General features: G+C 63.6%; 20 protein-coding genes and 1 pseudogene. 15 read left to right on the top strand and 6 right to left on the bottom strand.

Going from position 1 to position 20878, the window contains the following annotated elements; translation table 11 throughout:
* The first annotated feature begins 328 nt into the window (after nucleotides 1-328).
* From serS to miaE, 4 genes are all read left to right on the top strand, one after another.
* Nucleotides 329-1624 carry a serine--tRNA ligase gene (serS, locus tag AB5Y98_RS04505; RefSeq protein WP_368231414.1) on the top strand — a complete coding sequence of 432 codons (1296 nt, stop codon included), beginning with the start codon at nucleotides 329-331 and terminating at the stop codon, nucleotides 1622-1624.
* A gap of 186 nt (nucleotides 1625-1810) precedes the next feature.
* Nucleotides 1811-2299, top strand: a complete 489-nt coding sequence (locus AB5Y98_RS04500) for a CvpA family protein (RefSeq protein WP_005300057.1) — start codon at nucleotides 1811-1813, stop codon at nucleotides 2297-2299.
* A 21-nt stretch (nucleotides 2300-2320) separates the two neighbouring features.
* A complete protein-coding gene (gene purF, locus AB5Y98_RS04495) occupies nucleotides 2321-3841 on the top strand; it encodes an amidophosphoribosyltransferase (protein ID WP_005300060.1) in 1521 nt (506 codons plus the stop codon).
* A gap of 185 nt (nucleotides 3842-4026) precedes the next feature.
* Nucleotides 4027-4785, top strand: a complete 759-nt coding sequence (miaE, locus tag AB5Y98_RS04490; RefSeq protein ID WP_267997057.1) for a tRNA-(ms[2]io[6]A)-hydroxylase — start codon at nucleotides 4027-4029, stop codon at nucleotides 4783-4785.
* Nucleotides 4786-4940: 155 nt separating this feature from the next.
* Here the strand turns inward: miaE and AB5Y98_RS04485 are convergent, their stop codons facing one another.
* From AB5Y98_RS04485 to pspF, 6 genes are all read right to left on the bottom strand, one after another.
* Nucleotides 4941-5726, bottom strand: a complete 786-nt coding sequence (locus tag AB5Y98_RS04485; RefSeq protein ID WP_005300064.1) for an ATP-binding cassette domain-containing protein — start codon at nucleotides 5724-5726, stop codon at nucleotides 4941-4943.
* Nucleotides 5727-5781: 55 nt separating this feature from the next.
* Nucleotides 5782-6780: an oligopeptide/dipeptide ABC transporter ATP-binding protein gene (locus AB5Y98_RS04480; protein ID WP_005300065.1), complete on the bottom strand. Its 999-nt coding sequence runs from the start codon at nucleotides 6778-6780 to the stop codon at nucleotides 5782-5784.
* A 127-nt stretch (nucleotides 6781-6907) separates the two neighbouring features.
* A complete protein-coding gene (locus tag AB5Y98_RS04475; RefSeq protein ID WP_005300069.1) occupies nucleotides 6908-7801 on the bottom strand; it encodes an ABC transporter permease subunit in 894 nt (297 codons plus the stop codon).
* A gap of 35 nt (nucleotides 7802-7836) precedes the next feature.
* Nucleotides 7837-8796, bottom strand: a complete 960-nt coding sequence (locus AB5Y98_RS04470) for an ABC transporter permease subunit (RefSeq protein ID WP_005300071.1) — start codon at nucleotides 8794-8796, stop codon at nucleotides 7837-7839.
* A gap of 2 nt (nucleotides 8797-8798) precedes the next feature.
* Complete coding sequence (sapA, locus tag AB5Y98_RS04465; RefSeq protein WP_368231430.1) at nucleotides 8799-10394, bottom strand: ABC transporter substrate-binding protein SapA; 1596 nt, start codon at nucleotides 10392-10394, stop codon at nucleotides 8799-8801.
* A gap of 90 nt (nucleotides 10395-10484) precedes the next feature.
* Nucleotides 10485-11519 (bottom strand): phage shock protein operon transcriptional activator, encoded by a 1035-nt coding sequence (gene pspF, locus AB5Y98_RS04460; protein WP_065017765.1) that lies wholly within the window; start codon nucleotides 11517-11519, stop codon nucleotides 10485-10487.
* 196 nt (nucleotides 11520-11715) lie between these two features.
* On the opposite strand from pspF, the gene pspA reads away from it, so the two are divergent.
* From pspA to AB5Y98_RS04405, 11 genes and pseudogenes are all read left to right on the top strand, one after another.
* Entirely contained in the window at nucleotides 11716-12396 is a 681-nt protein-coding gene (pspA, locus tag AB5Y98_RS04455; protein ID WP_368231413.1) for a phage shock protein PspA, read from the top strand.
* A gap of 3 nt (nucleotides 12397-12399) precedes the next feature.
* Nucleotides 12400-12636, top strand: coding sequence for an envelope stress response membrane protein PspB (gene pspB, locus AB5Y98_RS04450; RefSeq protein ID WP_005300084.1), 237 nt, complete (start codon nucleotides 12400-12402; stop codon nucleotides 12634-12636).
* Nucleotides 12633-13037 carry an envelope stress response membrane protein PspC gene (gene pspC / locus AB5Y98_RS04445; protein WP_005300085.1) on the top strand — a complete coding sequence of 135 codons (405 nt, stop codon included), beginning with the start codon at nucleotides 12633-12635 and terminating at the stop codon, nucleotides 13035-13037. Before pspB ends, pspC begins: the two co-directional genes overlap by 4 nt.
* A gap of 132 nt (nucleotides 13038-13169) precedes the next feature.
* On the top strand, nucleotides 13170-14576 hold the full coding sequence (locus tag AB5Y98_RS04440; protein WP_368231412.1) for a YcjX family protein: 1407 nt from the start codon (nucleotides 13170-13172) through the stop codon (nucleotides 14574-14576).
* Between the two features lie 60 nt (nucleotides 14577-14636).
* Nucleotides 14637-15668 (top strand): YcjF family protein, encoded by a 1032-nt coding sequence (locus AB5Y98_RS04435; protein WP_010634204.1) that lies wholly within the window; start codon nucleotides 14637-14639, stop codon nucleotides 15666-15668.
* A 172-nt stretch (nucleotides 15669-15840) separates the two neighbouring features.
* Nucleotides 15841-16635 (top strand): phenylalanine 4-monooxygenase, encoded by a 795-nt coding sequence (gene phhA, locus AB5Y98_RS04430; RefSeq protein ID WP_368231411.1) that lies wholly within the window; start codon nucleotides 15841-15843, stop codon nucleotides 16633-16635.
* 52 nt (nucleotides 16636-16687) lie between these two features.
* The gene (locus AB5Y98_RS04425; protein ID WP_005300093.1) at nucleotides 16688-17026 is read left to right on the top strand and encodes a 4a-hydroxytetrahydrobiopterin dehydratase; all 339 of its coding nucleotides are present in this window, start codon (nucleotides 16688-16690) and stop codon (nucleotides 17024-17026) included.
* A 31-nt stretch (nucleotides 17027-17057) separates the two neighbouring features.
* A pseudogene (locus tag AB5Y98_RS04420) lies at nucleotides 17058-17147 on the top strand (4a-hydroxytetrahydrobiopterin dehydratase); the annotation flags it as partial.
* A gap of 169 nt (nucleotides 17148-17316) precedes the next feature.
* A complete protein-coding gene (tyrR, locus tag AB5Y98_RS04415; protein ID WP_010634201.1) occupies nucleotides 17317-18864 on the top strand; it encodes a transcriptional regulator TyrR in 1548 nt (515 codons plus the stop codon).
* A gap of 195 nt (nucleotides 18865-19059) precedes the next feature.
* Nucleotides 19060-19611, top strand: coding sequence for a YfiR family protein (locus AB5Y98_RS04410; RefSeq protein ID WP_026141383.1), 552 nt, complete (start codon nucleotides 19060-19062; stop codon nucleotides 19609-19611).
* Nucleotides 19608-20876, top strand: a complete 1269-nt coding sequence (locus tag AB5Y98_RS04405) for a diguanylate cyclase (protein WP_095592910.1) — start codon at nucleotides 19608-19610, stop codon at nucleotides 20874-20876. Before AB5Y98_RS04410 ends, AB5Y98_RS04405 begins: the two co-directional genes overlap by 4 nt.
* Nucleotides 20877-20878: the final 2 nt, after the last annotated feature.

Genomic DNA, 20878 nt, shown 5'->3' with positions numbered 1-20878 from the left:
AGGGGAGTGGCCGTACCTCTGCCTGACCAATTCGGGCCGATTGCACGTTAATTGGTCAGCCGATTTGATCCAGGTCGTCATCCCCCGGAAAACAGGGCAAAACGGGCGCAATAGTCCCTGTTCGGGCGGGGGGGCGGTCTGATACACTGCCCCTCTGACCCCGCTTGTCTTGGCCTGGTGCCATCTTCTTGATTTCGAAGGCTTGCTCTTGTTGGCCCGATGCAAAAAGACGACAGGGGTGTGCCAACCGATGTTAACTTCCGGATCTGTTTCCCAGCCCGTCATGATGACTCAGGCCCAGATCCCATTTTAAAAAAGTAGGTAAACCATGCTGGATCCCAAATATCTGCGCAGCGACATCGACGATGCCGCCGCTCGTCTGGCGACACGTGGCTACGCTCTGGACGTAGCGGCTGTCAATGCTCTGGAAGAGAAACGCAAGGATCTGCAGTCCCGTACCCAGGAGCTGCAGGCCGAGCGCAACGCCCGCTCCAAATCCATCGGTGAGGCTGCCCGTCGCGGCGAAGATGTTACCCCGCTCAAGGCCATCGTTTCCAAGATCAACGAAGAGCTCGAGACCAGCAAGGTCGAGCTGGATGCCCTGCTGGCCGAGCTGAAGACCATCGCCGACGCCATCCCCAACCTGCCGAGCGACACCACTCCGGTCGGTCGTGACGAGAACGACAACGTAGAAGTGCGCCGCTGGGGTACCCCGCGCGAGTTCAGTTTCCAGGTGCGCGATCACATCGATCTGGGTGAAGCGGCCAAGGGCGTCGATTTCAAGAACGGCGTCAAGCTCTCCGGCTCCCGTTTCGTGGTGATGAAGGGCCAGATCGCCCGCCTGCACCGCGCTCTGGCCCAGTTCATGCTGGACCTGCACACCCTGCAACACGGTTACACCGAGTGCTACGTGCCCTACCTGGTCAACCCGGACAGCCTGTACGGCACCGGTCAGCTGCCCAAGTTCTCTCAGGATCTCTTCAATACCGGTATCGAAGGGGAAGGGGAAGAAGAGGGCAAGGTACGCAAGTTCTCCCTGATCCCGACCTCCGAAGTGCCGCTCACCAACATGGCCCGCGACGAGATCTTCGACGAGCAGGAACTGCCCATCAAGATGACCGCCCACAGCCCCTGCTTCCGCTCCGAAGCGGGCTCCTACGGCCGTGACACCCGCGGTCTCATCCGCATGCACCAGTTCGACAAGGTCGAGATGGTACAGCTGGTGCACCCGGAAAAATCCTGGGACGCGCTGGAAGAGATGGTGGGTCACGCCGAGAAGGTACTGCAACTGCTGGAGCTGCCGTATCGTGTGATGGCGCTCTCCACCGGTGACATGGGCTTCTGCGCTGCCAAGACCTACGATCTGGAAGTGTGGCTGCCGGCCCAGAACACCTATCGCGAGATCTCCTCCGTCTCCAACTGCACCGACTTCCAGGCACGCCGCATGCAGGCTCGCGTGCGCATCGATGGCAAGCCGCAGCTGCTGCACACCCTGAACGGCTCCGGCCTGGCGGTGGGTCGCACCCTGGTGGCGGTGCTGGAGAACTACCAGCAGGAAGATGGCCGCATCGCCATCCCGGCTGCGCTGCAATCCTACATGGGCGGCCTGACCCACATCGGGTAAGCGCTCATTGCAGACGACAACGCCATGGCATGCCATGGCGTTGTGCATTCTGGCGCCGGTCAACCGTTTTAATTGTGAATAAATCTGCGTTGCCGGCGTCTCTTTGAACATGTAACACAATTTTATCAAGCATTGCGCAATCGTTTTTGTTAGACTGCGCCGCAATTTCGCAGGACATCTTTTTCTATGGTCTGGATTGATTACGCCATCATCGGCATCGTCGGTTTCTCTGCTCTCATCAGCCTGGTGCGCGGCTTCGTCAAGGAGGCCATGTCTCTTGTCACCTGGTTCGTCGCCTTCTTCATCGCCAGCCATTTCTATCCCGATCTCGCCGTCTATTTCACCTCGTTCAGCGATCCCCTGGTGCGCAATGGCCTGGCCATCGCCGCCCTGTTCGTGGCGACCCTGATCCTGGGCAGCGTGGTCAACTACGTGGTGGGCCTGCTGGTAGACAAGACGGGGCTGTCCGGCACCGACCGGGTGCTCGGCATCTGTTTTGGCGCAATTCGCGGGGTACTGATCGTCAGTGCCCTGCTTTTCTTCATGGATACCTTCACCAGCCTCTCCCAGAGCGACTGGTGGGTGGCATCCAAGCTGGTGCCCGAGTTCAAGCCGGTGATCCAGTGGTTCTTCGGGTTCATGCTGAACTCATCGAGTTTTCTTAAACAGGTATAGTGACTTCGAGGTAGCAAAGACATGTGTGGTATTGTCGGTATAGTTGGCACCACCCCCGTCAATCAGGCCCTCTACGACGCCTTGACGGTGTTGCAGCACAGGGGACAGGATGCCGCCGGGATCGTGACCATTGACAGTGGAAACTTCCGGCAACGCAAGGCCAACGGCCTGGTGAAGGACGTGTTTGAAGTGCGTCACATGCAGCGCCTGAAAGGGCATATCGGCATAGGACATGTCAGATATCCCACCGCAGGCAGCTCCAGTGCCGCTGAAGCCCAGCCTTTTTACGTGAACTCCCCCTACGGCATGGTGCTGGCCCACAACGGCAACCTCACCAACGCCAAGGAGCTCAAGGAGCAGCAGTTCAAGGTGGCCCGCCGCCACATCAACACCACCTCGGATTCCGAAGTGCTGCTGAACGTGCTGGCCCACGAGCTGGATCGCTGCGACAAGATGGCCCTGCAACCGGAGGATATCTTCGCTGCGGTGCGCAAGGTGCATCAGCAGATCCGCGGCGCCTATGCGGTGGTCTCTCTGGTGATTGGCCACGGTCTCATCGGCTTTCGCGATCCCAACGGCATTCGCCCGCTGATCCTGGGTCGCCGGGTCGACGAGCAGGGGCAGGTGGAGTACATGCTCGCCTCCGAGAGCGTGGCGCTCGATGCCATCGGTTTCGAGACGGTGCGCGACATCGCCCCGGGCGAGGCCATCTACATCACCGAGCAGGGCCAGCTCTTCTCCGAGCAGTGTGCGGAGAACCCGCAGATGAGCTCCTGCATCTTCGAATATGTCTACTTCGCTCGCCCTGATTCGTGCATCGACAAGGTGTCGGTCTATGCCGCCCGCCTCAACATGGGTCGCAAGCTGGGTCAGAAGATCGCCCGCGAGTGGGAAGATCTCGACGTGGACGTGGTCATCCCCATCCCCGAGACCTCCTGCGACGTGGCGCTGGAAATCGCCCACACCCTGGATCTGCCGTACCGTCAGGGCTTCGTGAAGAACCGCTATATCGGCCGTACCTTCATCATGCCGGGCCAGACCCAGCGCAAGAAGTCGGTGCGTCGCAAGCTCAACGCCATCAGCTCCGAGTTCAAGGGCAAGAAGGTGTTGCTGGTGGATGACAGCATAGTGCGCGGCACCACCTCCGAGCAGATCATCCAGATGGCCCGTGAAGCGGGGGCTGCCAAGGTTTACTTCGCCTCGGCGGCACCGGAAATTCGTTTCCCCAACGTCTACGGCATCGACATGCCCACCGCCAACGAGCTGATCGCCCACGGCCGGGAAGTGGAAGAGGTGTGCAAGCTCATCGGCGCCGATGGCCTCATCTTCCAGGATCTGGAAGATCTGGAAGCGGCGGTGCGGGAGATCAACCCCGAGCTGCGTCACTTCGAGACCTCGGTGTTCAACGGCCACTACGTCACCTCCGACGTGGATCAATCCTACCTCGACCACCTCAATGCCATGCGCAGCGACGACAACAAGGCGGTGCGCGAGTGGCAGGAAGGCACCAGCAACCTGGAAATTTTTAACGAAGGCAGTTAAACGTTTTCCACGCTGAGGTGTTGCAACGAGATGGGGGCCAAGGCCCCCATTGTTGTTTCCGCTTGCCGAAAAGGGCCCTGTATCTGCTTGAAAAAGCAGCGTTTGTAGCCGCAGCTATGGGCAGTGGCGGCGGGATCCGCTAGCATGGGCCGCCGCCGTATCAACCCGACCAGACGAGAGTTCAGATGGATGACCTGCTAGCCCCCGTGCGCCAGTTTTTGCACTGCGAGACCCCGGATGCGTGGATCGAGATGGCGCGGGATCCCGCCCAGCTGCCGACCCTGCTCATCGATCACGCCAACTGCGAAAATAAGGCTGCGCTCACCGCCCACAGCCTGGTGCGCCGCTACTGCCTGCCCAAGGGCAAGCGCCATCTGCTGCCCAAGCTGGAGTTCTATCGGGAGCTGGACGCGATTCCGGAGAAGGCCGAGATCTTGGGCAAGCGGACCATGGGAGAGACCGATCGCACCGTGTTCGAGGAGCTCTCTCGCAATCCGCTGCTGTTTCCCATGGTGCGGCTCATTCAGGAGGAGCTGCACCACTTCGAGCAGGTGCTGGAGATCATGCAGGCCCGCGACATTCCCTACGGCCCGGTGACCGCCTCCCGCTATGCGCGCAACCTGATGCAGCACGTGCGCACCCACGAACCCGCCACCATAGTCGACAAGCTGATCATCGGCGCCTACATAGAGGCGCGCTCCTGCGAGCGTTTTGCCAAGCTGGCACCTCATCTGGACGAGGAGCTGGGTCGCTTCTACGTCTCCCTGCTGCGCTCAGAGGCGCGCCACTATCAGGATTATCTGGCGCTGGCCGAGCAATATGCGGGGGAGGACATCAGCGAGCGGGTGGCCTTCTTCGGCCAGCTGGAGGCGGAGCTGATCCGCTCGCCGGATCCGCAGTTCAGGTTCCATAGCGGTCTTCCTGTCAGATCTGACAGTTGTTGACGCGAAGGGGGCTGCCTACCATTGCAGCGTTCCTACTACGAGCGACGCATTTACTTTTGAGCGCAATTCCCGGCCCCTGAGCCGGGATTTTTTTGTCTCATTTTCGGGGCAGCGGAAAGGCGGGAAAGGGCCGGCGGCAGGCCGCCGGGCAGGGCTCAGCGGCGGTATTCGTTGTCGTAGTTCTGGATGAGGCGGCGGGTCACCTCGTGCTGGGGATCGGCGAACACCTTGAGGGTCTTGCCGCGCTCCACCACCCGCCCTTCGTGCATCACCAGCACCTCGTCGCTGATGTGGCTCACTACCCCCAGATCGTTGGCCACCAGCACATAGCTGAGCCCCATGGTCTCCTGCATCTCCAGCAGCAGGTTGATGATCTGGGAGCGCACCGAGATATCCAGGGTAGAGAGCGCCTCGTCGGCCACGACTATCTTGGGGTTGAGGATCAGCGCCCGCGCCAGCGCCACCCGCTGCTGCTGGCCGGCGGAGAGCATCTGCGGGTAGAAGAGGGCGTGATCCGCCAGCATGCCCACCATGCGCAGGGTCTGTATCACCTTGTCGCGGCGCTCCTCCTCGGTCATCTCGGTGTTGAGGCGCAGCGGCGTCTCCAGGATCTGGCCGACCCGGATCTTGCGATTGAGGGAGGAGTTGGGGTCCTGGAAGATCATCCGCAGCAGCTTGCAGCGGGTCTGATAGTCGCCGTGGATCATCGGCTGCCCCTCGATGGCGATCTCGCCACCGCTCGGCTCTATCATGCCCGCCAGAATGCGGGCCAGGGTGCTCTTGCCGGAGCCGGCCTCGCCGACGATGGCCAGGGTCTGGCCCACCTCGAGATCAAAGGAGAGCGGCTTGATGGCTTCCACCGCCCGGCGTCGAAACAGGCCGGTGCGGTTCTGATAGGTCTTGCACAGGCCTCGGACCTGCAGCAGAGAGGGTTCGATCACTGTCCTGACTCCTTGGTGACAGGGCTCGCTGTCACGCACTGATACGAAATTGACGTCACTTCTTGGGCTCTTCCATGTTCAGCGGGAAGTGGCAGCTGAACTGGTGCCCCTTGATCTTGCTCATCAGCGGTGTCTGCACGCACTGCTTCTGGGCGTAGGGGCAGCGGGGGCCGAGCCGGCAACCGATGGGCAGGTGCTGCAGCGGCGGAATGACGCCGGGCAGGGTCTCGAGGCGCGACTTGTGGCGCACCAGCTTGTCAAAGTCGGGGATCGACTTGAGCAGCGCATCGGTGTAGGGGTGGTGCGGGGTCTCCAGGATCTGCTCCCGGGTGCCCACCTCCACCATCTGGCCGCAATACATCACGTTGATGGTGTCGGTCAGGTTGGCGATGGCGGCTATGTCGTTGCTGATGATGAGGATGGTGGTGTTGCCCAGCTTGTTCATCTTGTCCAGCAGCCGCAGGATCTGCGAATGGGTGGTGGACTCCATGGCGCTGGTGGGCTCGTCCGCCACCAGCAGGCGCGGCTGGTTGGCAATCGCCATGGCGATCATCACCTTCTGGCACATGCCGTCCGACAGCTCGTGAGGGTAGGCCCGCATCACCTTGCGGTGATCCTTGACCCCAACCCGGTGCAGCAAGGCGATGGCCTTCTTCTTGCGCCACTGGAAGCGCTGCCAGAACTGCCCCTCGAACGAGTCGGTCGGGATCGCCTCTTCCAGCTGGGTGCCGATCTCCTCGGAGGGGTCGAGACAGCTGATGGGGTCCTGGAAGATCATGGCGATCTCGCGGCCCATGATGCGGCGCCGCTCGCGGGGCGCCATGGTCAGCAGGTCCATGTCGTTGAAGCGCATCCGGTCGGCGCGCACCGTCCAGTTGTCCTTCTGGATGCCGACGATCACCTTGGCCACCAGGCTCTTGCCGGAGCCGGATTCCCCCACCAGGCCGCGGATCTCCCCCTCGGCCAGGGTCAGGCTCACCTTGTCCACCGCCTTGACCTTGCCCTGCGGGGTGTCGATCTCGATGGTGAGGTTGCGTATGTCGAGCAGAGGCATTAGTCATTCCCCTCTTTGAGTGCTTCGCGAATGCCTTCGCCAACCAGCGATGGGTTGACCTGCACGCCGTACAGGAATTGGCGGGGGACAAGGGTGAGCATGCCTATCTTGGGCACAGAGCATTGCATCAGTCGTTCCCCTCTTTGAGTGCTTCGCGAATGCCTTCACCAACCAGGTTGGTGACCAGCACGCTGAACAGGATGGCCATGCCCGGCAGGGTCACGGTCCAGGGGGCGAGATAGATGAGATCGCTGGAGTCCGCCAGCATGGCGCCCCATTCCGGTTGCGGTGACTGGGCGCCGAGGCCGAGAAAGCCCACCGCCGAGATGTCGAGGATGGCCGCCGACAGGGTGCGGGTGGTTTGGGCCACCAGGGTCTCGACGATGTTCGGCAAAATGGCGAGGCGCATGATCCGCAAGGGGGGCGAGCCGTCGAGCCGGCTGGCGATGATGTACTCCTTCTGCATCTCGGTGTGGACCGCGTTGTAGGTGGCCCGGATGAAGGGAGGGATCAGCGCCAGGGTGATGGCGATCAGGGTGTTGAACAGACCCGGCCCCAGGATGGCGACCATGATGATGGCCAGCAGCAGGGAGGGGATGGAGAGCAGGGTATCGAGCAGGTGGTGCAGCACGCTCGACTTGAGCCCCTTGCTCATGCCGCCGAGGATGCCGATGGCGGTGCCCACCACCATGGCGATCACCACCACCAGCAGGGCGTTGCCAAAGGTGAGCCTGGCGCCCACCACCAGCCGGGAGAGGATGTCGCGGCCCAGATCGTCGGTGCCGAGGAAGTAGTCGATGTTGCCGCTGTTGGCCCAGGAGGGGGCCAGCAGCAGGCGGGAGCTGTGCTGCTCGTCGATGCCGTAGGGCACCACCAGCGGGCCGAGCAGGGTGATGAGCAGCAGGATCACGAAGCACCAGAGTCCTGCCATCGCCAGCGGATTGCGGCGATAGGAGGCCCAGGTCTGCTCCAGCGGCGAGAGGATCTTGAGCTCGGGGTAGAGGCTAGTCTTGTCTTGCATAGGATTCCTGGCTCCGGGTTATGCCATGAGCACGTTCAGTCTTGTTTTGCATAGAGTTCTTTGCGCCGCGCCGGGTAGATGATGGTGGTGAGCAGCTCGGTGCTGACGCTGATGAAGATGACGAAGCTGGCCACCACCAGGGTGGCACCGCGGATGGCGGCGTAGTCCTGCAGGGCGATGCTGTTGATGAGCCAGCGGCCGATGCCGTGCCACTCGAACACCACCTCGGTGATCATGGCGGAGGTGAGCACGCTGCCCAGCTGCAGGCCCAGCAGCGGCAGCACCGGCGGCAGGGCGTTCTTGAGGCCGTGGCGCCAGACGATCTGGCGGCGGGAGAGGCCGCGGCTGGCCGCTGCCTTGATGTAGTTCTGCTTCATCACGTCGATGAGGGAGCTGCGCACGTGGCGGATCACCTCGGTGGTGGGCACCACCGCCAGCACCAGCGAGGGCAGGATCAGGTGGCGCAGGGCGTCGTGCAGGGCGGCCTGGCGCCAGGGCTCGTGGCTCATCAAGACGTCGATGAGGGCGATGCCGGTGATGGAGGGCACGTCATAGAGCAGGCTGATCTGGCCGGAGGCGGGCAGCCAGCCCAGCTCCAGCGAGAAGAACATCACCACCAACAGTGCCAGCCAGAACACAGGCACCGCGTAACCGATGAGGCCGGCGGTCATGATGGTGAGATCGAGCGGCTTGCCCTGGGAGAGGGCCGCCAGGGTGCCGAGCGGAATGCCCACCAGCAGAGAGATGGCAAAGGCCGCCCCGCAGAGGATCAGGGTGGCGGGGAAGTAGTGACGGATCTCGTCCAGCACCGGCAGGCCGGAGACGCTGGAGAGCCCCAGATCCCCGTCCAGAATGCGACGCAGGAAGTCGGGGTAGCCGCTCCAGAAGCTGGCTTGCTGGCCGATGAGGCGCACGTCCAGCAGGTAGGCGACGAAGGTCAGCGCCAGCAGGGTGATGAGCAGCAGATTGATGCGACGCAGGATATAGAGAAACATGCTTACTCCCGATAGGCCTGGTTGAAGACGGAGCCGCCAAAGGGCATCAGGGAGAGCCCCTCGATGTCGCTGCGGCTGACCTGGGTACGCAGGGCATGGGCCAGCGGAATGAGCGGCATCTGTTCGTTGAGCAGGGTCTGGGCGTAATAGTAGTTGCGCAGCCGGAACGCCAGCTGGGGCGTGGTCACCGCGTCGTCCAGCAGCTGATCAAACGCCGGGCTGCACCAGCGGCTGTAGTTGTTGCCGCGCTCGACGGCGGCGCAGCTCAGCAGCTGGCGAAAGAAGTTGTCCGGGTCTGCGTTGTCGGCGATCCAGCCGCTGAGCAAGCTGTCGTACTGGCCCTGGGCGAGGCGGGCCTCGATGACCGGCCACTCCTGCTGCACGATTTTGAGCTTGATGCCTATCTTGGCCAGATCGCTTCGCATCAGCTGGGCGGTCTTGAGGGCATCCGGGTTGTAGGCGCGCGAGCCCGGCTGCACCAGCACCTGCATCTCGAAGCCCTGCGCCAGTCCCGCCTCCTTGAGCAGCTGACGTGCCCGCTTGAGATCCGGCTGGCGCATCGGCAGGGAGGGGTTGTAACCCCAGGAGAGCGGCGGCAGCAGGCTGTTGGCGGGCTGGCCCGTCTCGAAATAGACCGCCTGCAGCAGGTTGTCGATGTTGATGGCGCTGGCGATGGCCTGGCGCACCTGCACCTTGTTGAACGGTGCCTTGCGGGTGTTGAGGGCGAGGAAGGCGACGTTCATGCCGGACTGCACCGCCAGGCTGAGGTCGGGATCCTTGTCGATCACCGACAGCTGGCTGGCGGAGGGGGTACTCATCACGTCGCACTCGCCGGTCAGCAGCTTGGCCAGCCGCTTGGAGGATTTGGGGGTGATGTCGTAGATGAGCTGCTCAATCTTGGCCTCGCCGCCCCAGTAACCGGGGTGACGCAGGTAGCGCACGTATTCGTTGTGGCGATACTCCTTGAAGCTGAACGGCCCTGTGCCCACCGGGCGGCTGTCGATGAGCCCCGGGGTGCCGGCCTTTTGCAACTGCTCGGCATACTCGGCGGAGAGCACGATGGCGTAGTCGCTGGCCAGGGTGGCGAGGAAGGAGGCGTCCGGTCGGTTGAGCTCGAACACGACTTTATCGGCCCCCTTCCGGTAGACCCGCTTGATCAGCTGATCCAGCCCCAGACTGTAGAAGTAGGGGTACTCGCCGCCGGACACCTCGTGATAGGGGTGCAGCTTGTTGAGCAGCCGCTGCCAGGTGAACACCACGTCGTCGGCGTTGAGGGGGCGGGAGGGGTTGAACCAGGGCGTGTGGTGAAAGGTCACCCCCTGGCGCAGGGTCAGGGTATAGGAGAGGCCATCCTCGCTCACCTGCCAGCGGGTAGCGAGCCCGCCTTCGAGCGCCAGGGTGTTGGGGTTCACCTCCAGCAGGCGGTCATAGAGCGGGCGCGAGCTGGCATCCAGGGTCACCCCCGAGTTGGAGACCTGGGGATTGAAGGTCTGGGGCGAGCCTTCCGCACAATAGATGAGTCCCGTTCTGGACGCGTCATCCTGTTTGTGACAACCGGTGAGCAGCACCAGCACACCAAGCAGCAGGGGTTTGAGCATTCTCATTGTCGAACCATGTTTTTATACGAAGTTGCCGGCGATGGGGCCGGCAAGGGGTGGAAGCCGCTCTGGCACGGGCTGCCCGGGTTATTAATCCGCATCGTTGTCACTGTCCAGCAGCTGGTATTTGCGCAGCATGCCGCGGAACTGGTGATAGCTCAGGGCCAGCAGTTGGGCGGCTTTGCGCTGATTATACTGGGATTGCTGCAGTGCTTGCTTGAGTAAATTAATCTCGTAGCCCGCCACCGCCTGTTTGAGGTCCAGCGGCAGGGTGGCAGTGGCCGCAACGGGCGCCGGTTGCGCCTCGCTTGGCTGCGCCGCGGCGGTGTCGGTGCGAGCCAAGGGTCGCCAGGGGGAATCGAACGGGTTGAGCACCAGCTCGGCCAGCGGCAACTGGGGGTTGCCCTGGCGGTAGATGCTGCGCTCCACCACGTTTTTCAGCTCCCGCACGTTGCCGGGCCAGGGGTAGTCCAGCAGCAGCTGGGTCGCCTTGCGCGAGAAGCCGGCAAACAGCGGATAGCCGAGCTCCCGGGTCATGCCGTGGGCGAAGTGCTCCGCCAGCATCAGAATATCGTCGCGCCGCTCCCGCAGAGGGGGCAGGGTGATGACGTCGAAGGCGAGCCGGTCGAGCAGATCGTGGCGAAATTGCCCCTTGTCAGCCAGCGCCGGCAGATCCTCGTTGGTGGCGCACACCAGCCGCACATCCACCTTGAGCGCCTTGGCGCCACCCACCCGTTCGAACTCGCCGTACTCGATGACCCGCAGCAGTTTTTCCTGCACCCGGGCGCTGGTGGTGGCCAGCTCGTCAAGGAAGAGGGTGCCGCCATCGGCCCGCTCGAAGCGACCCTGGTGACGTTTGGCGGCGCCGGTGAAGGAGCCCGCCTCGTGGCCGAACAGCTCGGTCTCCAGCAGGCTCTCGCTCAGGGTGGCGCAGTTGACGGTGACAAAGCTTTGATCCCAGCGCGCCGAGAGATAATGTAGGCGGTGGGCGATCAGCTCCTTGCCGGTACCCCGTTCGCCGATGATCAGCACGGGCTTGCGCAGCGGCGCCAGGCGGGAGGCCTGCTCAATGATCTCGAGAAATGCGTTGGATTCCCCCAACAGGCTTTCCGTGGCCGTGGTCATAGTCATCCCCGTGAGTCGGTGAAAGCTGGTCAATCTTACCAAAAGTTGGTGATTCTAATCATTACTTGTGTGGTGCCTCTTGAAATGTGATCGAGCAGCCCCATATAAATCAACAAGTTAAATTCTGTTCCAGATTGGCACACAAGTTGCCATTGTCAATGGAGAAACAACGTATGCCAACCACAGGAGTACAATCATGAGTATTTTTTCCCGCCTGGCCGACATCATCAATTCCAACCTGACGGCCCTGCTCGACAAAGCAGAAGATCCCCAGAAGATGGTTCGCCTGATCATCCAGGAGATGGAAGACGAATTGGTGAAGGAGCGCTCCAACCTGGCCCGCTTCCTCGCCAACCAGAAAGAGATCGGCCGCCAGGTCGCCCGCCATCACGAGCGGGTCGCCGAGTGGCAGGGCAAGGCCGAGCTGGCCCTGAGCAAGGAGCGGGAAGATCTGGCCCGTGCCGCGCTCATCGAGAAGAAGAAGCAGGCCGAGCTGGCCGACTCCCTGTTGCGTGAGCAGCAGGCGGTGGACAGCGGCATCGAGAAGCTGGGGGAGGAGATCCGTCAGCTGGAAGCCAAGCTGGAAGATGCCCGTGCCCGCCAGAAGGCGATGGCCATTCGCACCGAAGCGGCCAGCAGCCGTCTCAACGTGCAGAGCCAGGTTGCCCGTGGCGACAGCCAGGCGGTGGTGAGCAAGTTCGAGCGCATGGAGCGCCGCATCGACGAGATGGAGGCCCGCGCCGATCTGGGGCAGTCCGACAAGGCGCTGGCCCAGCAGTTTGCCGAGCTGGAAGCCGACGATCAGATAAGCAAAGAGCTGGAAGCCATGCGCCAGAAGCTGGGCCAGAGCGACACCACGCCGAAACAGGGAGAGTAACAGATGGAAGATCTGCTGGGTGTGTTGATGGTTCCCATGGTGGTCTTCATGGTAGTGGTGGCCCCCATCTGGCTGGTGCTGCACTACCGCGCCAAGGGGCGTATTGGCGCCGGTCTTGCCGATGGCGAGCGTGAACAGCTGCAGGGTTTGCTGGTGCGTGCCGAGAAGATGCAGGAGCGGGTGGGCGCCCTGGAGTCGATTCTGGATGCGGAAGTCCCGGGCTGGAGGAACAAGGTATGACACAGTGGAGCAAAGAGGGGCGCAACCTCTATCGTGACCCCCAGCGCGGCAAGATAGCCGGGGTCTGTGCCGGCCTGGCAGAGTACTTCGGGGTGGAGACCTGGATCGTGCGGCTGCTGGCCATCAGCGGCCTCATCTTCGCCGGTTTCATCACCTTCACCGCCTACGTCGCCGCCTGGTTTCTGCTCGACAAGAAGCCGGTCACCCTTTACGCCCAGGAGGATGCCGACTTTGCCGAGGTGCGGATGAAGGCACGCAGCTGGCAGGCAGGCGTCACGCCTCATCAGGCCCTTGCCCGCATCGGCCAGGAGCTGGATGCGCTGGAGCCCAGGGTGCAGCGCATCGAGAAGCTGGTGACCTCCAAGGAGTTCACCCTGCAGCGGGAGTTTCGCAACTTGTAAGGCCTGAGCGGTACGATGGCCCCGCCGGCCTGGACTTGCCTCTGATGGCAGGGGAGGCGGGCGGGGATCATGACGAGGGGGGGCTGCCTGCCACCCGCTTCGCCAGGTTGGTATGGGAGAACAGAACAAGCCTTGATACTCAATAAACTGGAACAGCAATTCAATCGCCTGCAGCACAAGGCAAGCGACGTGGTGAACCGGGTACGGGATCGTCACATCCGGCTGGCGGTGACCGGCCTCTCTCGCAGCGGCAAGACCGCCTTCATCACGGCCCTGGTCAACCAGCTGGAACACGCGGCCATCGACGGCCGGCTGCCCCTGTGGGATGCCCTGCGCCAGGGGCGCATCCTCGGCGCTCGTCGGGTACCCCAGCAAAATGCTCACATACCCACCTTCCCCTACGAGCGCGGCCTCGACTCTCTGTTTGGCGATCCGCCGGCCTGGCCCGAGCCGACCCGCGGGGTGGCCGAGGTGCGCCTGGAAATCCGCTATCGCACCCGTCATCCGCTGCGCAAGCACCTGGGGGAGATCTCCACCCTCTACGTGGATCTGGTGGATTACCCCGGGGAGTGGCTGCTCGACCTGCCACTGCTTGAGATGAGCTACGAGCAGTGGAGCGAGCAGGTGCGCGAGCAGCTGCGCCGCCCCGAGCTGCAGGCCCTTGCCGCCGGCTGGCTGGCACCCGAGTGGCAGGCGGATCAGGGCTTCGAGGAGCGGCCGGTGGCCCAGCTCGCCGAGCGCTATACCGATTACCTGCACGCCTGCAAGCGGGAGCTGGGGCTGCACCTGATCCAGCCCGGCCGCTTCGTGCTGCCGGGGGAGTATGCCGGCGCCCCCATGCTGCAGTTCGTGCCCTGGGTGTGGGAGAAGCCTGCCGGCGAGCCCGCCGAGGGGACCCTCTACGTCACCCTCAAACAGCGCTTCGAGCAGTACAAGCAGCATCTGGTGCAGGGGTTTTATGAGCAGCACTTTGCCGGTTTCGATCGCCAGATCGTGCTGGTGGATTGCCTGCAGCCCCTCAACGCCGGGGCGGCCAGTTTTGGCGACATGCAGCAGGCCATCGCCCGCATTATGGAGAGCTTTGCCTACGGCAAGAGCAACTGGTGGCGGCGGCTCTTCTCACCGCGCATCGACAAGCTGCTGTTCGTGGCGAGCAAGGCCGATCACGTCACCCCGGAGCAGCATGGCTCTATGGTCTCCCTGCTGCAGCACCTGGTGCGCAGCGGCCGCGGCCAGGCCCGTTTTGAAGGGATTGCCACCGAGTGTCTGGCGCTGGCCGCCATCAAGGCGACCGAGGTGGGCAAGGGGGTGGCCGATGGCCGCGAGTTCCCCGCCATCCGTGGCACCAGCCTCTCGGGTGAGCCGCTCTTGCTGTTTCCGGGTGAGGTGCCATCCCATATCCCCCCTGCGCAGTGGTGGAACAATCAGGGCTTTGATTTTCAGGCTTTTCGCCCGCTGCCCATGAGCGCCCATCAGGCGCTGCCCCATATCCGGCTCGATGCGGCGCTGGAGTTTCTGCTCGGGGATCACCTCGAATAAGGGTGTGCGGCCGGGGTTGTTTCCGTCGCCGCACCCAGAAGACGGTTTTCAGGAGAAGCGATGAACGATCAGACAAAAGCGCAGCCGCCGCTGCAGGGCAAGGTGATCCTGGAGCCCACCTTGACGACAGCTGACGACCAGCGAGCGCCGGCACCCGCCCAGCGACTGGAGGAGGCGAGCTTCGAGCGCCTCGATGAGCTGGAAGAGCTCACCGAGGTGGAGAGTGCCCTCGTCATCAAGCCGCGCCGCCGTCATCGGCTGCTGGCCTGGGGGCTGGGAGCGGTCGGCCTGCTCTCTCTGGGCCAGTACGGCGCCTTTCTCTACGAGCAGTTTCTCACCACCCCGCTCTGGGGTGGTGCCTGGTTGGCGGCCTCGGCACTGGTGGCGGCGGGCACCGCCGGGGTGGTGGGGCGCGAGTGGCTGCGCCTGCGCACCCTCAAGCGGCGCCAGGATGTGCGCTCGCGGGCCGAGGATCTGCTGGCCCATCAGGGGGTCGGTCAGGGGCAGGGGTTTTGCGAAGGGCTGGCCGAGCGCAGCGGCGACAAGGGGCGCGAGGGATATCAAACCTGGCTGGCCCAGCTCGACGAGAGCCACAACGATCGGGAGGTGTTGACCCTCTACAGCCAGCTGGTGCTCGGTGAGCGCGACAAGCTGGCCCAGGCGCGGGTGGCCAAATGGTCGGGAGAGGCTGCCGTGCTGGTGGCCCTGAGCCCGCTCGCCACCGTCGACATGATGCTGATGCTGTGGCGCAACCTGCGGATGATCGAGGACATCGCCGACGTCTACGCCATCGAGCTCGGCTACTGGAGCCGCATTCGCCTCATCCGTCAGGTGTTTCGCAACATGCTCTACGCCGGCGCCACCGAGCTGGTGACCGAGGTGGGGATGGATTTGCTGGGGGCCGAGCTCACCGCCAAGCTCTCCGCCCGCGCCGCGCAAGGGGTGGGGGCCGGGCTGCTCACTGCCCGGCTCGGCCTGCGCACCATAGAGGCGTGCCGCCCGCTGCCCTGGTGTGCGGACGAGAAACCCAGGCTCGGTGAGCTGCGCAAGCGGCTGATCGGTCAGCTGGCGGGCTACCTCAACAAGGGGTGAGCACCAGGCCAGGGGCTCGATTGTGGTTGTCACAAATTATTTACAATTGTCCACGGCAGCCGACCCCTGGGTCGGCTGCTTTTTTGGGAGGCAAACCGTTACAGTGATCTCATCGCGCAATGGCGCCACACCGCCCGGATGGCGGGTTGCAACCCAGAGGATGGAGTCACCCATGGCAAGTCTCTACACCGCCCATCAGCCGGACGAAGCGGGCACGATCCACTACTCGGACGAGGAGCACTGCACCTGGCAGATCCTGATCGCACGCCAGTTGGCGGCGCTCGAAGGCAAGGCCTGTGACGAGTACCAGGCCGGGCTGGCGCGGCTCGACCTGCCCCGGGATCGGATCCCCCAACTGGCCCAGATCAACGCCGTGCTGCAACCGGCCACCGGCTGGTCGGTGGCGGCGGTGCCGGCGCTCATCTCCTTTGACCGCTTCTTTGCCCTGCTGGCCAACCGCCAGTTTCCGGTGGCCACCTTTATTCGCCGCCGGGACGAGCTCGATTACCTGCAGGAGCCCGACATCTTTCACGAGATCTTCGGCCATTGCGCCATGCTGACCAACCCCGCCTTCGCCCACTTCACCCATGTCTATGGCCAGCTCGGCCAGCGGGCCGGCAAGGAAGATCGGGTCTTTCTGGCGCGGCTCTACTGGTTCACGGTGGAGTTTGGCCTGCTGGCCACGGCGAAGGGGCTTCGCATCTACGGTGGCGGCATTCTCTCCTCCATCGGCGAGACCGCCTATGCCCTCGGCAGCCAACCTGTGCTGCAACCCTTTGATCCCATCGAGGTGCTGCGCACCCCGTATCGCATCGACATCATGCAGCCCACCTATTTCGTGCTGCCCGAGCTTGATGAGCTCTATCGTCTGGCGGAGCAGGACATCATGGCCATGGTGGCCGAGGCGCGCCGCATGGGGCTGCGTCCACCCCGTTTTGCACCGGCCGGCGGCAAGCAGGCGAGCTGAGCCGTCCGCCGGTGTTGATCACCCCTTTTCATCGATACACAAGGAGAGTCCCATGTCCGAACTGGCCAGCCAGCAGTGTGAAGCGTGCCGCGCCGATGCCCCCAAGGTGAGCGAGCAGGAGCTGAGCGAACTGATGCGCCTCATCCCCGACTGGCAGCCGCTGGTGGTAAAAGGTGAGCTGCAGCTGCGGCGCGAATTCACCTTCCGCAACTTCAAGGAGGCGCTCGCCTTCACCAACCGCCTGGGTGAGCTGGCGGAGGCGGAGTTTCATCATCCCGCCATTCTCACCGAATGGGGCAAGGTGACCGTCAGCTGGTGGACCCACAAAATTGGCGGATTACACCGCAACGACTTCATCATGGCGGCGCGTACGGATGAGCTGCTGAAGTGAAGACGCCCTCACTCACCGAGTGGGCGAGATGGTGACCGCCAGCTGGTGGACCCACAAGATAGGTGGCTTGCACCGCAACGACTTCATCATGGCGGCGCGCACGGATGAGCTGCTGAAGTGAAGAGGCCATCGTTCACCGACAAGTCGTTCAAATAAACGCCTGTAGATGACGCGGGCCTGCCCGGTGAAAACGGGGCGGGCCCGCATTTTTATGGGCTGGCGCTCGCACTGGCGGGATCGAGTCTGTATTATCCGGTCATTCATAGAGTTAGCTAGGAAGTGTGTCCCGAATGCGTCTTGAAGTCAGCTGTGAAGACCGCCTGGGCCTGACCCGGGAACTGCTCGACCGCCTGGTGGAGCACAACATCGATCTGCGCGGCATCGAAATCGATACCTCAGGCATCATCTATCTCAACTTTCCCGAGCTGGAGTTTCGTGATTTCCAGCACCTGATGCCGGAGATCCGCCGCATTCCCGGCGTCTATGACGTCAAGACCATCCCCTACATGCCCTCCGAGCGAGAGCACCACGAGATTGAGGCCCTGCTCAAGGCGCTGCCGGATCTGGTCTTCTCCCTCGATGCCAAGGGCAAGGTGACCCAGGCCAACCAGTCCGCCCTCACCACCCTGGCCCTGCCGGTGGAGGAGGTGCGCGGCGCGGCGCTCGGCTCCCTGGTCAAGGGCTTCTCCTTCAGCCGCTGGCTGGAGGCGAGCGAGATCCGCCCGCAGACCTGCAAGCTCAGCATCGGCGGCGAGGAGTATCTGGCGGATCTGATGCCGCTGTTCGTGGCCGAGGAGAAGGGCAAGCAGGCCCTGGCCGGCGCTGTGGTGGTGCTCAAGTCCGCCCGCCGGGTCGGCATGCACTTCAGCGCGCTGCACGCGGTGGAAGTGGGGGGCTTTGAGCACCTGCAGGCCGAGAGCCAGAAGATGAAACAGGTGCTGGCCCAGGCGAGCAAGCTGGCGATGCAGGATGCGCCGCTGCTCATCGTCGGCGAGACCGGCACCGGCAAGGAGCTGCTGGCCCGCGCCTGCCACGGTGCCAGCCTGCGCTCCAGTCACCCCTTCATGGCGCTCAACTGCGCGGCCATGCCGGACAACGTGGCCGAGAGCGAGCTGTTCGGCTACGCCCCCGGCGCCTTTGGCAACAACACCGAGGGCAAGCGCGGGGTACTGGAGCTGGCCAGCGGCGGCACCCTGATGCTGGACGAGATCGGCGACATGTCCCCCCATCTGCAGACCAAGTTTCTGCGGGTGCTGCAGGACGGCGTGTTCCGCCGGGTCGGCGACGAGCAGGAGGTGAAGGTCAACGTGCGCTTCATCTGCACCACCCAGAAACAGCTGCTGGATCTGGTGCACGAGGGCAAGTTCCGGGAAGACCTCTACTATCGCCTCAACGTGCTGAGTCTGGCGCTGCCGCCGCTGCGCGAGCGCAAGGCGGACATCATGGCGCTGGCCCAGCAGTTCGTCTCCCGCTTTGCCAGCGAACTGCAGCGCCCGCGCCCGCGCTTTACCCGCAACATGGCCGAGTACCTGACCGCCTATCGCTGGCCCGGCAACGTGCGCCAGCTGCGCAACTGCCTCTATCGTGCCATGACCTTGCTGGAAGGGGACGAGATCGGACCGGAGCACGTGGACTTGCCGGTGGCGGCCGATGCCATGCCGCTCATCGACGAGTGGTTCGAAGGGGGGCTGGACGAGGCGGTGAAACGCTTCGAGAGCCGGCTGCTGGAGCGGCTCTACCCGGCGTTCCCCTCCACCCGTCAGCTGGCCAAACGGCTGGGGGTGTCGCACACCGCCATCGCCAACAAACTGCGGGAATACGGGATCAGCAAGAAGTAACCCCATGAATGTAACTTATCGCAGGGCTCACGCCGGGGTGGGCCCTTTTCATTATTGTGACGCCAGCCCGGCCAACCCCTTGCTCTGCGGGCTGCGCCTTGTCATGCTGCTGACAAGTTCCATACTATCTCCTGCCGGCTCACCCCCTTCGGGTCTGTGCCCTGTGTGGTTGCTGAGGCGGGTGTAAGCGCAGGCATGATGCACACTTTTTCACTGTTCAGGATCCTGGTGTGGCTGGCGCCCCTGTTTTGCTCGCTGGCCCTCTCCGGCGAGTCGCCCCCGCTCACCGCGGCCGAGCTGCGGTCCGAGCAGGTACGCCAGACCGTGCTCGACATTCTCAGCTATACCCGCTGGCCGAGTGAACCGAGCGAGCTGCGCCTGTGCGTGGCGGCGCCGACGGAGTATGCCACCGCACTCTTTTCCATCAAGCAGCAGGCCAACGGCCGGCCGGTCAGCGTCCATCGCTACGAGATCGATGACGAGGCGATCGGCCCCCAGTGCGACGTGCTCTATCTGGGGGTGCTCTCCTCCGAGCGGCGCTTGCCGCTGTTCGAGCGGCTGCGTGGCTACCCCATCCTCAGCATCAGCGAATCCAGTTCGGAGTGCGTGGCCGACGCCGTCTTCTGCCTGCAGATCGGCAAGGAGCGGATCCGGTTCAGGGTCAATCTGGATGCCCTGGCCAGGAGCGGAGTGCGGGTCCATCCGGCGGTGCTCAAACTGGCCAAGGCCGATGAGGGGGGGGCATGATAGGTCTGTTCCGCCCCCCCTCCCAGCGCCTTACCTTGCGACAGAGTCTGGGACGCACCCATCTGGTGACGTCCCTGACCGCGGTCTGCATGGCCGGTCTGCTGCTGACCGGCATCGCCCTGCTGGCGCTGCGGCTCTATGCGGATCACAATCTGGAGCTGGTCGCCCGCGCCATCGGCTATACCAGCGAAGCGGCCGTGGTGTTCCACGACGAGGAGGCGGCCCGGGAGGCGCTGGAGGCCATCCTCACGCACGAAGACGTGGCGCAGGCCAGCATCTATCTGCCGAGCGGCCAGCTGCTGGCGAGCTGGAGCCGGGCCATGAGCACCCCCTGGTCCGGCCTTGAGCAGTATCTGGCGCGGATCATCCTGCCGGGGCCGGTGGATCAGCCCATGATGCGGGGGGGCATGGAGATCGCCCACATCCACCTGGTGGGGCACGGCCAGTATCTGTTGTTGTTCCTGCTGCAAACCCTGCTGGCCATGCTGCTCTGTCTGGTGCTCAGCACTCTGGGGGCCCTCTATGTGGCGCACCGGATGCAACACTCCCTCACGGCGCCGCTCAAGGAGCTGGCCCAGGTGGCCCACAGCGTGAGCCGCCAGCGGATCCTCGCCATGCGGGTGCCGGAGGCCAACATCGCCGAGCTGCACGAGCTGGGTCAGGATTTCAACTCCCTGCTCGACGAGCTGGAGGCCTGGCAGGCCCACCAACGGCGGGAGAATGCCAGCCTGCTGCACCAGGCCACCCACGATGCCTTGACCGGCTTGCCCAATCGCGCTCTGTTTGAGGCTCGTCTGGATCAGGCGGTCACCACGGGCCGGCTGCATGACGAGCGCTTCGCGCTGCTCTACCTCGATTGTGATCGCTTCAAGCAGATCAACGACACCCTGGGCCATGCCGCTGGGGATGACGTACTGATCGCGCTGGCCAGACGGGTACAACATCAGCTGCGGCCGATGGATCTGGTATGCCGTCTGGGGGGCGACGAGTTTGCCATCCTGCTTACCCCCCTCTCCCTGGTGGAGGAGGCGGAGGATGTGGTTGCCCGCATCCAGCAGGCCATGGCGGACCCCGTGGTACTGGGGGACGGCAGCCAGCTGGTGGCGGCCGTCAGCATCGGCGTCGCGCTGTATCCGGATCAGGGGCAGAGTGCCGCCGATCTGCTGCAGCAGGCGGACCATGCCATGTACCAAGCCAAACGGCTGCGTCGGGAGCTTGCACTCCATGATCAGCTGGAATTTGATGTCTCTGCTGAGGAAAAATAACA

Source organism: Aeromonas sp. s3, assembly GCF_040907805.1.
In the GTDB taxonomy this organism is placed as follows: Bacteria; Pseudomonadota; Gammaproteobacteria; order Enterobacterales; family Aeromonadaceae; genus Aeromonas; species Aeromonas dhakensis.
This window is presented reverse-complemented; position numbering and strand designations above follow the sequence as displayed.

Excerpts from the sequence above, each read along its gene's own strand:
- AB5Y98_RS04475 (WP_005300069.1), bottom strand. The coding sequence starts at position 7,801 with ATGCAAGACAAGACTAGCCTCTACCCCGAGCTCAAGATCCTCTCGCCG.
- AB5Y98_RS04470 (WP_005300071.1), bottom strand. The coding sequence starts at position 8,796 with ATGTTTCTCTATATCCTGCGTCGCATCAATCTGCTGCTCATCACCCTG.
- AB5Y98_RS04425 (WP_005300093.1), top strand. The coding sequence starts at position 16,688 with ATGTCCGAACTGGCCAGCCAGCAGTGTGAAGCGTGCCGCGCCGATGCC.
- purF (WP_005300060.1), top strand. The coding sequence starts at position 2,321 with ATGTGTGGTATTGTCGGTATAGTTGGCACCACCCCCGTCAATCAGGCC.
- AB5Y98_RS04405 (WP_095592910.1), top strand. The coding sequence starts at position 19,608 with ATGATAGGTCTGTTCCGCCCCCCCTCCCAGCGCCTTACCTTGCGACAG.
- pspC (WP_005300085.1), top strand. The coding sequence starts at position 12,633 with ATGACACAGTGGAGCAAAGAGGGGCGCAACCTCTATCGTGACCCCCAG.
- miaE (WP_267997057.1), top strand. The coding sequence starts at position 4,027 with ATGGATGACCTGCTAGCCCCCGTGCGCCAGTTTTTGCACTGCGAGACC.
- phhA (WP_368231411.1), top strand. The coding sequence starts at position 15,841 with ATGGCAAGTCTCTACACCGCCCATCAGCCGGACGAAGCGGGCACGATC.
- AB5Y98_RS04480 (WP_005300065.1), bottom strand. The coding sequence starts at position 6,780 with ATGCCTCTGCTCGACATACGCAACCTCACCATCGAGATCGACACCCCG.
- tyrR (WP_010634201.1), top strand. The coding sequence starts at position 17,317 with ATGCGTCTTGAAGTCAGCTGTGAAGACCGCCTGGGCCTGACCCGGGAA.
- pspA (WP_368231413.1), top strand. The coding sequence starts at position 11,716 with ATGAGTATTTTTTCCCGCCTGGCCGACATCATCAATTCCAACCTGACG.
- pspF (WP_065017765.1), bottom strand. The coding sequence starts at position 11,519 with ATGACCACGGCCACGGAAAGCCTGTTGGGGGAATCCAACGCATTTCTC.
- pspB (WP_005300084.1), top strand. The coding sequence starts at position 12,400 with ATGGAAGATCTGCTGGGTGTGTTGATGGTTCCCATGGTGGTCTTCATG.
- serS (WP_368231414.1), top strand. The coding sequence starts at position 329 with ATGCTGGATCCCAAATATCTGCGCAGCGACATCGACGATGCCGCCGCT.
- sapA (WP_368231430.1), bottom strand. The coding sequence starts at position 10,394 with ATGCTCAAACCCCTGCTGCTTGGTGTGCTGGTGCTGCTCACCGGTTGT.
- AB5Y98_RS04500 (WP_005300057.1), top strand. The coding sequence starts at position 1,811 with ATGGTCTGGATTGATTACGCCATCATCGGCATCGTCGGTTTCTCTGCT.
- AB5Y98_RS04435 (WP_010634204.1), top strand. The coding sequence starts at position 14,637 with ATGAACGATCAGACAAAAGCGCAGCCGCCGCTGCAGGGCAAGGTGATC.
- AB5Y98_RS04410 (WP_026141383.1), top strand. The coding sequence starts at position 19,060 with ATGATGCACACTTTTTCACTGTTCAGGATCCTGGTGTGGCTGGCGCCC.